Raw genomic sequence first — 14402 nt, forward strand, 5'->3', positions numbered from 1 at the left:
CCATCTTTTAGTGGGTGATCACGCCGAGCTGTTCGGCGAGATCTTCCGGGTCCGCGGTCAGACCGGGGGACCGGAGTGCCGCGGCGAAGGCCCTGCGTCGCGTCGCGACAGAGATGCACTCCGCCCTCGCATGCAACCAAGCGCCACGTCCCGGCATGGTCTTCGCGGGATCGACCACGAGTCCGGTGGTGTCGTCACACTTCTGCGCGACGACACGAACCAATTCGGTGATCTCTGCCCGTTGCCGACAACCGACACACATCCGGACGGGCCTGTGGTTGGTTGACGTGCGGGGGGCGGAACGCTGAACCATCGATCAGTCTAGCGCGACCGGGCCGATCGCGAACAATCGGCTGTCACACGCGTCACTCGGCGGCTCCTTCGACCGCGGGCGCGGCGTCGGAGCGGATGTCGATCCGCCAACCGGTCAGCCGGGCGGCCAACCGGGCATTCTGCCCTTCCTTGCCGATGGCGAGGGAGAGCTGATAGTCGGGGACGACGACGCGGGCCGCCTTCGCGGCCGCGTCGACCACGGTGACCGATACAACCTTCGCAGGCGACAGCGCATTCCCGACGAACACCCCGGGATCGGTGTCGTAGTCGATGATGTCGATCTTCTCGCCGGCGAGTTCGCTCATCACGTTGCGCACGCGCTGTCCCATCGGGCCGATACAGGCACCCTTGGCGTTGAGCCCGGCCACACCGGTGTGGACGGCGATCTTGGAGCGGTGGCCGGCCTCGCGGGCGACCGCGACGATCTCGACGGAGCCGTCCTCGATCTCGGGCACCTCGAGCGAGAACAGCTTGCGGACCAGGTTCGGATGGGTTCGCGAGAGCGTGATCTGGGGTCCGCGGGGGCCGCGGCTCACGCCGACGACGTAGCACTTGATGCGGTCACCGTGGGTGTAGACCTCGCCGGGTACCTGCTCGGCGGGCGGGATGACGCCCTCGGTGCTGTTGGCGTCGCTGCCGATCTGCACCACGACCATGCCGCGGGCGTTGGCGCGGGAGTCCTGCTGGACGACGCCGCCGACGATTTCACCCTCGTGGGCGACGAGGTCACCGAAGTTCTTCTCGTTCTCCGCGTCGCGCAGCCGCTGCAGGATGACCTGGCGCGCGGTGGTGGCCGCGATCCGGCCGAAGCCCTCGGGGGTGTCGTCCCACTCGTGGACGACGTCGCCGTTCTGGTCGACCTCCTGCGCCATCACCCGGACGGCACCCGACTTGCGGTTGATGTCGACGCGCGCGTGCGGCGCGAAGCCGTCGGTGTGACGGTAGGCGGTCAGCAGGGCGGTCTCGATGGCGGTGATGACCGTCTCGATCGAGATGCCCTTGTCAGCCTCGATCATGCGCAGTGCGCCGATGTCGATGTTCATGCGGTCTGGCTCCTATTCACTTGTCCCCCGCTTTTCACTTGTCGCTGCTGTTCTCTCGTCCGTGGTTGTTCAGTTGTTCAGTTGCGTCCGGTCTCGCGCCCGCCGGCGTTCGATCTCGTCGGCGTCGAGGCCGCAGAGTTCGAGCTCGGTCACGCTCGGCTGCGAGAAGTCGACCTGCACGACCGCTGTCGTCACCGCGTCGAGCGGGACGGACTCGACCGCGATCCGCCCGCGGTGGTTCATCACGATCTCGATGGTCTCCCCGGTGAGCCTGCCGATGCGGCCCGTCACGGAGCGGGCCTCACTCCCCTCCCGCGCGGCCACGTCGACGGCGACGCGGCGACCGGCGTTGCGGCGCCAGTGGCGCGGAAGGGTCAGCGGACGGTCGACCCCCGGCGAGGTCACCTCGAGGACGTAGGGGTCGCCTTCGGCGAGTTCGGGATCCGCGTCGAGGACCTCGGAGATCCGGTTGGACAGGTCGGCGAGGACGTCGAGGTCGCTGCCGCCGTCGCGGTCGACGACGATCGTCAGTTCGTCCTGGCCGTCGCGCCGGTTGACGGTGACGTCTTCGAGGTCGAAACCTTGCTCTGCGACAAGCTTTTCGACGAGTTCACTCACCTGCGGCGGGCTGATCGGCATGCCACTCCCCTCGTCTTCAGTTGTCGGGCCGTGCCTGGTTTCGCACGTCGTTGCTTGACACATCCTAGTGGATCGCCGGGCGTGCCCCGACCACCTCGGTTTCGCGGCTGGCATCATGTGTCGCGTGACCACATTGGATCGGCGCACCGTGCTGCGCGGCGGACTCGTTGCCGGGGTCGCGGTGGCCGGCCTGGGCGTTGTCGGCGTGTCGGGCTGCAGCACCGGGCCGTCGGAGGAGACCGTCACCGCCGAGCGACTGGTACCCCTAGTGCGGAGCGCTCTCGCCGACGAGAAGAGCGCTCGCTCGCTCGCGACCGCCGAACCCGGGTATACGGCGGCGCTCACCGTCGTGGCCGATCAGCGCGCCGAGCATGGGCGGGCGCTGCGGGAGGAGATCATCCGTCTCGACCAGGAGGTCGCGGCGACCGTCGACGAGCCGCAACCCTCGACGTCACCCGCACCCGCCGCACCGCCGACCCTCGTGAGCCTGCGGGCCGAACTCGAGCGGTCGTCGGGTGAGGCCCGTGATGTGGCGATATCCCTGTCCGGGTACCCGGCCGGACTGGTCGGATCGGTCGCGGCCGCCGTGACCTCGATGCGAGAGGTGCAACTGGCATGACCACACCCGTCCCGTCTCCGTCGCCCGTGGCCGACAGCGGCGATCCGCTCGCCGTCGCCGCCGGCGCCGAGAACGCCGCGATCTTCGCCTACGGGGTGATCACCGCGTACGTCGCGGCCGCGCGTCGTCGCATGGTCGACGACTACGCCGCCGAGCACCGTGCCCGTCGTGACGAGATCGACCGGACGATCTCCGCCGCCGGTGGCACCCCGCCGCTCGCCGCGGCGGGCTACACACTCCCCGTACAGGTGACCGATCCCGAATCCGCCGCGCAGGCCGCACTCGCGGCCGAGGTGGATTGCACGACGGCATACCGGGCCCTGCTCGAGCAGGCCGATGACGAGGCCGGCCGCCGGATCGGCGTCGACGGCCTGTCGGACTGCGCGGTCCGCGCCGCCACCTGGCGGGCGCTGCTGCAGAAGACCCCGGTCACGGTCGCGTTCCCGGGGTCGCCTGTCTCGGGTTGATCACAAGCAGGGGCTGATTCTCAGGCGCGGGCGGCCGCGACGATCGCGTCCACCGCCCCGTCTACGGCCACCTCCGTGGTCTCACCGGTGAAGCGGTCGCGGATCTCGATGGTGCCCTTGGCGTAACCGCGTCCGACGACCACCACCGTCGGCATGCCGAGGAGCTCGGCGTCCTTGAACTTCACGCCGGGCGACGCCTTGCGGTCGTCGAGGAGAACCTCGAGTCCGGCGGCATCGAGATCGGCGGCGAGTTGCTCGGCACCGGAGATCGCGGCCTCGTCCTTGTTCGCGATGACGAGGTGAACGGCGAACGGCGCCACGGTCTTCGGCCAGCGCAGCCCATTGTCGTCGTGCGACTGCTCCGCGATGACCGCCACCAGACGTGACACGCCGACGCCGTAGGACCCCTGGGTCAGCCGGACCGGCTTGCCGTTCTCGCCCAGCACGTCGACCTCGAAGGCATCGGTGTACTTCTGGCCGAGCTGGAAGATGTGCCCGATCTCGATGCCCTTGGCGCTCACCAGCACTCCGGCGCCGTCCGGCGACGGATCGCCGTCGCGGACCTCCGCGGCCTCGACGGTGCCGTCGGGCGTGAAGTCACGGCCGGCCACGAGGCCGACGTAGTGGCGTCCGGGCTCGTCGGCACCGGTGATCCACGACGTGCCGTCGACCACACGCGGGTCGACGAGATAACGGATACCGTTGGCGGCCAAGGCCTTCGGCCCGATGTACCCCTTGACGAGGAACGGGTTGGCGGCGAAGTCGGCGTCGGTGAGCAACTCGACCTCGGCCGGCTCGACGGATGCCTCGAGACGCTTCATGTCGACCTCGCGGTCACCGGGGACGCCGACGCCGACGATCTCCCAGTCCTTGCCCGGCGCACGCAGTTTCACCATCACGTTCTTGAGGGTGTCGGCCGCGGCGAACTCACCGTCGAGGGTCTCGTTCGCCCACGTCACCAAGGTCTCGATCGTCGAGGTGTCCGGGGTGTCGTGTGCCACGGCCTCGGGCAGGCCGTCGATCGGCTTCGGTTCGGGCGAACGCGTCACGACCGCCTCGACGTTCGCCGCGTAACCCGACTCCAGGCACCGCACGAAGGTGTCCTCGCCGACCTCGGACTCGGCCAGGAACTCCTCGGAGGCGCTGCCGCCCATCGCGCCGGACGTGGCGGAGACGATGACGTACTTGATCTGCAGGCGTTCGAAGATCTTCTGGTACGCCTCGCGATGCAGGTTGTAGGCCTTCTTGAGGCCGTCGTCGTCGAGGTCGAAGGAGTAGGCGTCCTTCATCACGAACTCGCGACCGCGGAGGATGCCCGCGCGGGGCCGTTCCTCGTCGCGGTACTTGGTCTGGATCTGGTACAGGATGACCGGCATGTCCTTGTAGGACGAGTACTCGCCCTTGACCAGCGTCGCGAAGAGTTCCTCGTGCGTGGGCCCGAGGAGCATGTCGGCACCCTTGCGGTCCTTGAGGCGGAACAGCGCGTCGCCGTACTCGGTCCAGCGGTTGGTCGCCTCGTACGGTTCACGCGGCAGCAGCGCCGGCAGCAGGATCTCCTGGCCGCCGATCGCGTTCATCTCCTCGCGCACCACGTTCTCGATGGCCTTGAGGACGCGCAGACCCAGCGGCAGCCAGGAGTAGACACCGGGCGCGACGCGGCGGACGTAGCCCGCTCTCACCAGCAGCTTGTGGCTGGGCACCTCGGCATCGGCCGGGTCGTCGCGCAGGGTCCGCAGGAACAGGGTCGACATGCGTGTGATCACGACAAACCAGCTTAGTTATGGTGTTCCGGTGCTCGTCATCCTGCCTCCCTCCGAGACCAAATCCGACGGTGGGCACGGGGCTCCCCTCGACCTGGACACGCTGTCGTTTCCGGAACTGAACCCCGTCCGCAAACGCATCGGTGAGGCCATCGTCGATCTCGCCGGCGACCTCGACGCGAGCCGCCGGGCCCTGGGTCTGGGGACGACTCAGCTCGCCGAGGTCGACCGCAACGCCGACCTCTGGCTCTCCCCCACCCGCCCGGCCATCGAGCGCTACACCGGCGTGCTCTATGACGCCCTGGATCACGCCTCGCTGACGAAGGCGGGCAAGACCAAGGCCGCCGAACGCCTGGCCATCGGATCGGCACTGTTCGGTGTGGTGCGCGCCGCCGACCCGATCCCCGCCTACCGGCTGTCGGGTGGTTCGAAGCTCCCCGGGATGCCGACGCTCGCGTCGATCTGGAAGCCGGAACTGTCGCCGGCCCTCGACGCCGTGGACGACTTCGTCATCGATCTGCGGTCGGGCGTCTACCAGCAGCTCGGCCCCGTCCGCGGTGCGGTCACCGCAACGGTGATGACCGAACAGCCCGACGGCTCACGCAAGGTCGTGAGTCACTTCAACAAGCACTACAAGGGCCTGATGGCCCGCGAGCTGGTCCGCACGCGGCGGAACGTGCGGGACGTCAACGGTCTGGCCGCCGTACTGTCCGACGCGGGCCAGCGCGTCGAGATCGCCGCACCCGATCAGATCGTGGTGCTCACCGACTGATCGTCGGTCACTTGTCGACGCCCGCGTCGGCGGCTTCCTGGGCCGCCTGCCCCTCGGCGACCTGCTCAGGGGTGAACCGCATGAACAGGACCACGATCGCGGCGATGACCGCGATACCGGCGCAGGCCGCGAAGGCGAGACCGTAACCCTCCGCCTGGGCCGCCAGCTGGGCGGGATTCATGGTCTCGACCGGTTCGGTGGTGCCGCCCCTGGACAGCGCCCGCGACGTCACCAGCGCACCGACCACGACCAGACCGACAGCACCGCCGAGGTTCTGGGCGACCTGTGCGAGGGCGGTCAGCGGACCGATCTCATGGGGTCCGACGCCGGCGACCACGGCCAGGGTCAGCGGGATCACCGCGAGCCCCACACCGAAGCCGATCACGACGACCGGGATGAAGATGCCCGGGAAGTAATCGGGCGCATCGGTGGCGATCGACGACGCATAGAAGCAGCCGGCGAGGATGACCGCACCGCCGACCAGGACCAGCCAGCGGGGCTGGACCATCAGGGCGAGTTTCGACGCGATCGCCGCGGCGATTCCGAGACCGAAGGCGAACGGGACGACCGCCAGACCGCTCTGGATCGGCGAGTACTTCAAGATGCCCTGCAGGTAGAGCGAGATGAAGACCGCCATGCACATCATGATCATGCTGGCGAACAGGATCGCCAGCAGTGCCGCGACGCGTGAGCTGTTGTCGAACAGGGAGAACGGCAGGATCGGGTTGGGAGCGCGGCGCTCGACGATCACGAAGGCGATGAGTGCCAGTGCGCCGAGCACGAACGAGACGATCACGACCGGCGAGTCCCACCCGTTGGGCCCCTCGTTGACACCGAGCACCAGCAGGGTGCAGCCGAGGGTGCCGAGCACCGCGCCGGGGACGTCGAGGGGCAACCGTTCCCCCTGCGACTCACGCAGCGCGAGCATCGCACCGATGACGACGACCAGTCCGATGGGCACGTTGATGAGGAACACGAGGCGCCACGACACCTCGGTCAGCACACCGCCGAGGATCAGCCCGGCCACCGAGCCGACACCCGTCATCGCCGCGTAGATCGCGAAGGCCTGGCTACGGGGTTTACCCGGCGCGAAGGTGGTCGCGACCAGCGCCATCGCGGTGGGCGCGGCCACCGCCGCCGACGCGCCCTGCAGCGCGCGGCCGACGATCAGGCTCGCCTCGTTCCACGCCAGTCCGCAGAGCAGTGAGGTCAGGGTGAACGCCACGACGCCCACCATGAACATCCGCTTGCGACCGAAGGTGTCGCCGAGACGGCCACCCAGCAGCATCAGCCCGCCGAAGGCCAGGACATAGCTGCTGATGACCCAGTTCGCGCTCGATTCGGAGAGGCTCAGGGCATCGCGGATGCGTGGGAGTGCCAGCGCCGCGACAGTGCCGTCGAGCACCATGAGAAGCTGCATTCCGGACAGCACCAGGATCGGCAGTCCGAAGACCGGACGGAACTGGGAGTTGTCCACAGCTCCAGCGTGCACGGATCCGGGAGTCGACATAAGGCACGACGGTACCGGCCGAGCGCGCCGATGTGCCAATCCCCGTTGGTTCGGTGTCCCCGCTCACCCGATGTCCGGGCTCAGGAGCCCTCGGTGAACCCGGCGACCTCACCGATGACGACGATGGCCGGCGGGCGCAATCCCTCCGCCGCCGCGACCTCGGCGGCATGCGCGAGGTCGGTGCGCAGCAGGCGCTGCGTCGGCAGGGATCCGTTCTCGATCAGGGCGACCGGGGTGTCGGCGGGCCGGCCGGCCTCGAGCAGGGCGTCGGCGAAGAGGTCGACACGCTCGACGGCCATCATCAGCACGAGGGTGCCGCGCAACCTGCCCATCGCCGACCAGTCGATCAGCGAGTCGGGATGTCCGGGCGGGACGTGGCCGGAGGCGATGACCACCTCGTGGGTGACGCCGCGGTGGGTCACCGGGATGCCGGCCGATGCGGGTGCGGCGATCGAGCTGCTGATGCCGGGCACCACGGTGACCGGCACGCCGGCGGCGACACAGGCCTGCAGCTCCTCGAAGCCGCGGCCGTAGACGTACGGGTCGCCACCCTTGAGCCGGACGACGAACTTGCCCTCCTTCGCCTTGGTGACGAGGACGTCGTTGATGGCCTCCTGCTTCATCGCGCGTCCGTAGGGCACCTTCGCGGCGTCGATGACCTCGACCTGCGGGCCCAGCTCGGCGAGCAACTCGGGCGGCGCCAGCCGGTCGGCGACCACGACGTCGGCCTCGGCGAGGAGCCGCTGGCCGCGCACGGTGATGAGGTCGGGGTCGCCGGGACCGCCGCCGACCAGGGCGACACCCGCGGCGTGCGGCGCGGCGTCGGCGACCGACAGCGAACCGTCGGACAGCGCTCGGCTGATCGCGGCGCGCAGTGCCGCCGACAGTTTGTGGTCGCCGCCGGCGAGGACGCCGAACTGTACGTCGCGGTGGCGGCCGGAGGCGGGGGTGACCGCGGTTCCGTACCGGGCGTCGTCGGCGCGCACGCAGAAGGTGTGGCGGCGTTCGGCCTCGGCGACGACGGCCGCGTTGACGTCGGGATCGTCGGTGCACGCCATCACGTACCACGCTCCGGCGAGATCACCGTCGGCGTACGCACGGCGGGTCACAGTGATGCCCTGGAACGATTCGACGGCCGGTGTGGGGTCGATGGCGATGACGTGTACGTCGGCTCCGGCCGCGATGAGGTTCGGCAGTCGTCGCTGTGCGACGGACCCGCCGCCGACGACGACGACCCTGCGGCCCGCGAGATCGAGGCCGACGAGGTAGTGACCAGACATGGGAGGTGACACTACCGGGCCGAGACCTGGCCCTCGGTGTTCAGCCGGTGTGATCTAGAGCGGCAGCTCGCCGGTGCGGCGGATGTGGCCCCAGATGTCGGCGGCCGGGACGCCGAGCCGGTGGGCGGCCGCTGGATCAGCGCACCGAGCAGCTTGGAGCTGCAGTAGGCCGCGTCGAGCGCGTCGTCGGCGCTGGTCCGGATCTCGTTCCACCAGGCCGGGTTCCGGTCCGCGGCCGCCTCGGCCATCGAGATCGCCGTGACGAACCCGGAGTCACAACCGCACGCATCCGCGCCCACGGAACTCCCGAACCCATCCATCCCGACCGGCTCCGCGAGAGTCATGCCCGGCTCCGTGCCCGCTCGCGCTGCAGGGCGCGTTCGCGCGACGCCTCGAACTTCTCGACCTTGACGTTCATCTGCTCGAGGAAGTCGGCGAGCAGTTCGCGGTAGTGCTCACCGAGCGGACCGAAGTCGTCGCGCTCGAAGATGCGCCACTTGCGCAGCACCGGCATGACCACCTCGGACATGTGCTGGGGCAGGTCGTAGATACCGCCCTTGGCGATCAGTACCGCGTTGCGCCGGAAGTTCGGCATCGTGGCGCCGGGCATCTGGAAGTTCGACACGATCGCGTAGACGGCGGCCATCGTCTGGTCGGGAACCAGGTCGAGGGCACCGGCCACGATGTTGCGATAGAAGAGCATGTGCAGGTTCTCGTCGGCGGCCACGCGCTGCAGCATGCGGTCGGCGATCGGGTCGCCGCAGGCCTTGCCGGTGTTGCGGTGCGAGACGCGGGTCGCGAGTTCCTGGAAGCTGACATACGCCACGGCGTACAGCATGTCGAAGCTGTGGTCCCGCTGTCCGTCGTCCTCGGGCAGCGGATTGAAACCCGCCGTCATGTGGGCCATCCGGATCTCTTCGAGTTCCACCGGGTCGACGCCGCGGGTGACGACCAGGTAGTCGCGCATGACCACGGAGTGGCGGTTCTCCTCGGCGGTCCAGCGGCCGACCCACCAGCCCCACGCGTCGTCGAGGCTGAAGTTCTGGGCGATGACGCGGTGGTAGGACGGCAGGTTGTCCTCGGTGAGCAGGTTGGTGATCATCGCGGCCTTGGCGGTCTCCGACAGCTGCGACTGTTCGGGGTCCCAGTCGATGCCGCCGAGCATCGCGAAGTTCCGGCCCTCGTCCCACGGCACGTAATGGTGCGGATGCCAGTCCTTGGTCATCCGCATGTGACGCTCCACCTCGGTCTCGCACACGGGTAGCAGTTCGCGCAGCAGGTCCGATCCGGTCATCCCGTTGTCGATCGTTTCGGGGGGTCCGATGAGGGTGGTCACGTGCTCTCCTGGTCCGAAGTTCGGGGTGGACAGGCGGATCGAGAATCCGTCGACAACCACTCTGCTCCCGGAGACGGGTGTTGCTCGTGGGGAGAAAGTCCCGCATCGTTGGGGCCCGACGTCGCGAATCCGGTCGGGACGCTGTCGCCCGCGACACAATGTCACTGTTGCCGGCGACACAATGTCACTGTCGCCGTCGACACAGCACCCGCGTCGTGAGTTCTCGCAGCTGAGACGGTCCGGTACGTTCAGACCATGGCTGACGATTCGACCCCCGCCCCGGTCCGCGTCTACCTCGTCGACGACCACGAGCTCGTCCGACGTGGACTCCGCGACCTCCTCGGCACCGCTGACGACATCGAGGTCGTCGGTGAGGCCGCGTCCGTCGGTGAGGCCCTGGTCGGCATCCTCGCGACCAAGCCCGACGTGGCGGTCCTCGACGTCCGTCTGCCCGACGGCAACGGCGTCGAACTCTGTCGCGACGTCCGCGCCGCCGACCCGAACGTGAAGTGCCTGATGCTCACGAGCTACGCCGACGACGACGCCCTCCTCGCCGCGGTCCTCGCCGGCGCGTCGGGCTTCGTGCTCAAACAGATCCTCGGCCACAACCTGGTGGCCGCGGTCCGCACCGTGGGACAGGGCGGTTCGCTGCTCGACGACCGGTCGACCGCTGCCCTGCTGGCCAAGTTGCGCGACGGCAAGCAGGCCGAGAAGGACCCTCTCGAGGAGCTCACCCATCAGGAGCGTGAGGTGTTCAACCTCATCGGGGAGGGTCTGACCAACCGGCAGATCGCCGAACGGATGTTCTTGGCGGAGAAGACGATCAAGAACTACGTGTCCCGCATCCTCGGCAAGCTGGACATGCAGCGCCGAACCCAGGTCGCGGTGATGGCGACCAAACTCCGCGACCCCAAGGGCTGATCCGCGGAGCCGACCGGCGTCAACCGATCAACGGCACCGACCAGGTGAGTGTTGTCCCGCCCTCGTCGCGGTTGCCGCGCGGACGGGTGACCACGCTGAACGTCCCGTCACACTCCTCGGCGCGCCGGGTCAGGTTCTCCAGACCGCGGTAGGTGACGTCGGTGCCGATGCCGACGCCGTCGTCGGTGATCTCGACGGTCAGCACGTCGTCGGCTCGGACCGCCACCGCGATGTGGTCGGCCTGCGCATGGCGCAAGGCGTTGCTGAGCCCTTCGCGCAGCACCGCGTCGATGTGCGGTCCCAGCGTGTCCGGCACCACGGTGTCGACAGGACCGTCGAACTCGACGCTCGGCGAGATCGACGCATGCCCGGACAATTCGGAGACGATGTCGAGGACGCGCCGACGCAGGGTCGAACCGTCGGCGTTGGCCGTCGCCGTCTGAAGATCGAAGATCGAGGTCCGGATCTGCGCGATCGTGCGATCGAGGTCGGTCATGATCTGTTCGAGACGCGCGGTGGCGGCAGCGGGATCGGTCGATCCGGCCAGCAGGGTCTGCACCGACATGCCGACCGCGAAGAGCCGCTGGATGACGTGGTCGTGGAGATCCCGCGCGATGCGGTGGCGGTCCTCGAGCACCTCGAGATCGCGGGCGATCTGCTGCTGTTCGGCGTAGACCACCGCCAGCGAGGCGATCTCGGCGACACCGGCCAGTCCGGCGATCTCCTCCTCGTCCCAGTACGGCCGGTCACGATGGGTGATGAGCATCCAGCCGAACGCTCCCGACGCGCGCTGCAGCGGTTGCACCGACGTCCAACGGGCCCCGCGGCGAACCAGCGACGGCGCGATCGAGCCCGCGCGCAGAACGGCCAGGGCGTTCGCCGGCGGTGCGGTGAAGCTGTCGATCTCGAGACGGTCACCGGTGTGACCACGCAACTCCACCTCGCCGTCGAGTTCGGTGACGAGGAAGACGTCGACCGCGCCCACCAGGTCGGCGACGTCGACACACATCCGGGACATGGTGTCGGACAACGCGATACCGGCCAGTGGTTCCGAACCGCGACGGGCCAGCACCTGCATCCAGCGATGCCGGGTCCGCGCGCGTTCGAAGAGTCCGGCGTTGTCGATGGCGATTCCCGCGGCCACCGCGAGTACGGCGACGACCGTCTCGTCGACCTCGGAGAAGTCGTCGGCCGAACGCTTCTCGGTGAGGTAGATGCTGCCGAACACCTCGCCGCGCACCAGGATCGGCGCACCGAGAAAGGTGTGCATGGGCGGGTGATTCGGCGGGAACCCGACCGAGGTCGGATGTGCGCCGAGGTCGTGGATGCGGTGCAGTCGTGGGTCGTCGATCAACAGTCCCAGTACGCCCCGGCCCACCGGCAGATGCCCCATCGTCGCCCGCTGCGCATCGGTGATCCCGATGTGGACGAACTCGCTGAGACCACCGTCGGGACCGCGCACACCCAGCGCTCCGTACTGCGCATCCACCAGACCGGCGGCCACCTCGACGATGCGCTGCAACGCGCGGTCGAGTTCGACGCCCTGCCCGACGACGAGCACGGCCTCGAGGAGCTGACGCAGCAGATCGGGGTCGTCGGCACCGTGGGTGGCCAACGCGTCAAGGGTCTCGCGCAGTCGGCGTGCCGTCATCGGGGAACCTGCGTCTAACAGTTGGTCGGCATCGTGCACGATCTGGAGCCTACTCGGGCCAGGAAGCGGTGCAGCGCCTCCGGGATGGCCGCCGGATGCAGATGCAGATACGACGCGTGGACCGCGGCGGTGATGACGCCGTCCGTGGCGCTTCGACCTTCGGCATCGCGCCACGCCCATGCGGGCGTCGCTGCTCCCTCCCCGGTCGTCACGGTGCTGCGGTGGAACTCGTGCCCGGTGACGCGCTCCCCGGCACGGAACAGCACCGAGTCGGACACGGCCACCGCGTCGCGGTAACCCAGCGTCAGCCTCGGCCCGAAGCTGCCGGCGATGTCGAGGACACCGCTCATGGGACGTCCGTCGAGGTGTTCGGCCAGATAGACCAGACCCGCGCATTCGGCATGGATGGGCCGGCCGGCAGCCGCGTGCGCACGCAGGTCGGCACGCAGTTCGACGTTGGCGCCGAGTTCCTCGGCGTGCTCCTCGGGGAAGCCACCACCGATGACGACTCCGGCGGTATCCGGCGGAAGTCGGTCACAGAGTGGGTCGAAGGCGACCACCTCGGCGCCCGCGGCACGCAGCATCTCGGCGTGTTCGGCATAACCGAAGGTGAACGCCGCTCCCCCGGCGACGGCGACGACGGGCCGCGCAGCCGGGGCCGGGGCGCCGTCCACATAGGGAGCGAGTGCCTCGGCCGCCGACCACGGTGCGGCGTCGGGACTCCGGCGCTGCCGCGCTGCCGCCACTATCGCCGGGAGGTCGAGGGAGCCCCGCAGGTGATGGGTCATCGACGCCACCGCGGCGACCGCGTCGGCGCTGCGTTCGGCCGCGGGGATGAGTCCGAGGTGACGGGACGGCACGGTCAGGGACGGATCGCGTCGGACCACTCCGAACACCGGAACACCGACGCGAGCGCACGCCTGGCGCAGCACCATCTCGTGCCGCGGCGAGCCGACCCGGTTGAGGATGACCCCGGCGATGTGCACCGAGGAGTCGTAGGACAGGAACCCGTGCAGCACTGCGGCGAGGGACTGGCTGTGTCCGCCGGCGTCGACGACCAGCACGACGGGCGCACCGATGATCGACGCCACGTGCGCGGTCGAGCCGATGCCCAGCGCGTCGGTGCCGGCTGCGCCGACCTCATCGCCGGTGATCCGGCCGTCGAACAGGCCCATCACCCCTTCGACGACGGCGATGTCGGCTCCGATCGAGCCATGGGCGAACAGGGGCGCGATCAGGTCCTCGCCCACCAGGTTCGGGTCCAGGTTGCGGCCCGGACGCCCGGCGGCGACGGCGTGATAGCCGGGGTCGATGTAGTCGGGACCGACCTTGAACGGTGCCACCCGGTGACCGGCCGCGCGCAACGCGCCGATGAGGCCGGTCGTCACCGTCGTCTTGCCGCTGCCCGACGACGGCGCGGCGATCACGACGGTGGGCACTCCGCCCGCGGCCGCTACCACTCGATGCCCTTCTGACCCTTACGGCCGGCATCCATCGGGTGGGCGATTTTGCGCATCTCCGTCACGAGGTCCGCGGTATCGATCAGCTTCTGCGGCGCGCGTCGGCCGGTGATGACGACGTGCTGACGCCCGGGGCGGCGGGCGAGGGTCTCGATGACCTCATCGGTGTCGACCCAACCCCAGTCGAGCGGGTAGGTGAACTCGTCCAGGACGTAGAAGTCGTGTTCGCCGGCGTCGAGCCGCCGGGCGATCTCGGCCCAGCCGGCTCGCGCCGCGGCGGCGTGGTCGTCGGCGTGCTCGGTATTGGCCCGCAACCACGACCAGCCCTGGCCCATCTTGTGCCACTCGACCGGACCGCCCGCGCCGGTGTCGGTGTGACACTGTCCGAGGGTCAGCAACGCCGACTCCTCCCCGACCTTCCACTTGGCGCTCTTGACGAACTGGAAGACGGCGACCCGCATCCCGGCGTTCCAGGCGCGCATCGCCATCCCGAACGCGGCGGTGGATTTCCCCTTCCCGTCTCCGGTGTGGACGGCGAGAACCGGCTGGTTACGACGCTGGCGCGTGGTCAGACCGTCGTCGGGAACCGACGCGGGAACCCCCTGGGGCAC

General features: G+C 69.1%; 14 protein-coding genes and 1 pseudogene. 4 read left to right on the top strand and 11 right to left on the bottom strand.

Annotation, left to right across the window (positions count from 1 at the left end; genetic code table 11):
* Positions 1-7: 7 nt before the first annotated feature.
* From IHQ52_RS17145 to rimP, 3 genes are all read right to left on the bottom strand, one after another.
* The gene (locus IHQ52_RS17145; protein ID WP_040004736.1) at positions 8-262 is read right to left on the bottom strand and encodes a YlxR family protein; all 255 of its coding nucleotides are present in this window, start codon (positions 260-262) and stop codon (positions 8-10) included.
* A gap of 103 nt (positions 263-365) precedes the next feature.
* A complete protein-coding gene (nusA, locus tag IHQ52_RS17150; protein WP_006436405.1) occupies positions 366-1376 on the bottom strand; it encodes a transcription termination factor NusA in 1011 nt (336 codons plus the stop codon).
* Between the two features lie 69 nt (positions 1377-1445).
* The gene (gene rimP / locus IHQ52_RS17155) at positions 1446-2015 is read right to left on the bottom strand and encodes a ribosome maturation factor RimP (protein ID WP_006436404.1); all 570 of its coding nucleotides are present in this window, start codon (positions 2013-2015) and stop codon (positions 1446-1448) included.
* Between the two features lie 115 nt (positions 2016-2130).
* Between rimP and IHQ52_RS17160 the strand changes: the two genes are divergently transcribed.
* Together IHQ52_RS17160 and IHQ52_RS17165 are read left to right on the top strand one after the other, a co-directional pair.
* The gene (locus IHQ52_RS17160; RefSeq protein WP_051995400.1) at positions 2131-2634 is read left to right on the top strand and encodes a hypothetical protein; all 504 of its coding nucleotides are present in this window, start codon (positions 2131-2133) and stop codon (positions 2632-2634) included.
* Entirely contained in the window at positions 2631-3101 is a 471-nt protein-coding gene (locus IHQ52_RS17165) for a ferritin-like domain-containing protein (RefSeq protein WP_006436402.1), read from the top strand. Before IHQ52_RS17160 ends, IHQ52_RS17165 begins: the two co-directional genes overlap by 4 nt.
* A gap of 20 nt (positions 3102-3121) precedes the next feature.
* On the opposite strand, the gene IHQ52_RS17170 is transcribed toward IHQ52_RS17165, so the two are convergent.
* Entirely contained in the window at positions 3122-4852 is a 1731-nt protein-coding gene (locus tag IHQ52_RS17170) for a proline--tRNA ligase (RefSeq protein WP_040004739.1), read from the bottom strand.
* Between IHQ52_RS17170 and yaaA the strand changes: the two genes are divergently transcribed.
* A complete protein-coding gene (gene yaaA, locus IHQ52_RS17175; RefSeq protein ID WP_174324725.1) occupies positions 4851-5633 on the top strand; it encodes a peroxide stress protein YaaA in 783 nt (260 codons plus the stop codon). The genes IHQ52_RS17170 and yaaA overlap by 2 nt on opposite strands.
* 7 nt (positions 5634-5640) lie before the next feature.
* On the opposite strand, the gene IHQ52_RS17180 is transcribed toward yaaA, so the two are convergent.
* The 4 genes and pseudogenes from IHQ52_RS17180 to IHQ52_RS17195 form a co-directional block, all read right to left on the bottom strand.
* Complete coding sequence (locus tag IHQ52_RS17180) at positions 5641-7143, bottom strand: DHA2 family efflux MFS transporter permease subunit (RefSeq protein WP_040004735.1); 1503 nt, start codon at positions 7141-7143, stop codon at positions 5641-5643.
* Between the two features lie 80 nt (positions 7144-7223).
* Positions 7224-8423: a uroporphyrinogen-III C-methyltransferase gene (gene cobA, locus IHQ52_RS17185; protein ID WP_238063681.1), complete on the bottom strand. Its 1200-nt coding sequence runs from the start codon at positions 8421-8423 to the stop codon at positions 7224-7226.
* Positions 8424-8477: 54 nt separating this feature from the next.
* A pseudogene (locus IHQ52_RS17190) lies at positions 8478-8767 on the bottom strand (hypothetical protein).
* Positions 8764-9759 carry an acyl-ACP desaturase gene (locus tag IHQ52_RS17195; RefSeq protein ID WP_191834427.1) on the bottom strand — a complete coding sequence of 332 codons (996 nt, stop codon included), beginning with the start codon at positions 9757-9759 and terminating at the stop codon, positions 8764-8766. Before IHQ52_RS17195 ends, IHQ52_RS17190 begins: the two are co-directional and overlap by 4 nt.
* A 255-nt stretch (positions 9760-10014) precedes the next feature.
* On the opposite strand from IHQ52_RS17195, the gene IHQ52_RS17200 reads away from it, so the two are divergent.
* Positions 10015-10680 carry a response regulator gene (locus IHQ52_RS17200; protein WP_191834428.1) on the top strand — a complete coding sequence of 222 codons (666 nt, stop codon included), beginning with the start codon at positions 10015-10017 and terminating at the stop codon, positions 10678-10680.
* Between the two features lie 19 nt (positions 10681-10699).
* Here the strand turns inward: IHQ52_RS17200 and IHQ52_RS17205 are convergent, their stop codons facing one another.
* From IHQ52_RS17205 to cobO, 3 genes are read right to left on the bottom strand one after another with little or no spacing between them, the layout of a single operon-like run.
* Positions 10700-12331 carry a GAF domain-containing sensor histidine kinase gene (locus IHQ52_RS17205; RefSeq protein ID WP_024498430.1) on the bottom strand — a complete coding sequence of 544 codons (1632 nt, stop codon included), beginning with the start codon at positions 12329-12331 and terminating at the stop codon, positions 10700-10702.
* Positions 12332-12345: 14 nt separating this feature from the next.
* A complete protein-coding gene (locus tag IHQ52_RS17210; protein ID WP_248664779.1) occupies positions 12346-13791 on the bottom strand; it encodes a cobyrinic acid a,c-diamide synthase CobB in 1446 nt (481 codons plus the stop codon).
* Positions 13785-14402, bottom strand: coding sequence for a cob(I)yrinic acid a,c-diamide adenosyltransferase (cobO, locus tag IHQ52_RS17215; RefSeq protein WP_191834430.1), 618 nt, complete (start codon positions 14400-14402; stop codon positions 13785-13787). Before cobO ends, IHQ52_RS17210 begins: the two co-directional genes overlap by 7 nt.

The organism is Gordonia amicalis (assembly GCF_022059885.1).
In the GTDB taxonomy this organism is placed as follows: domain Bacteria; phylum Actinomycetota; class Actinomycetes; order Mycobacteriales; family Mycobacteriaceae; genus Gordonia; species Gordonia amicalis.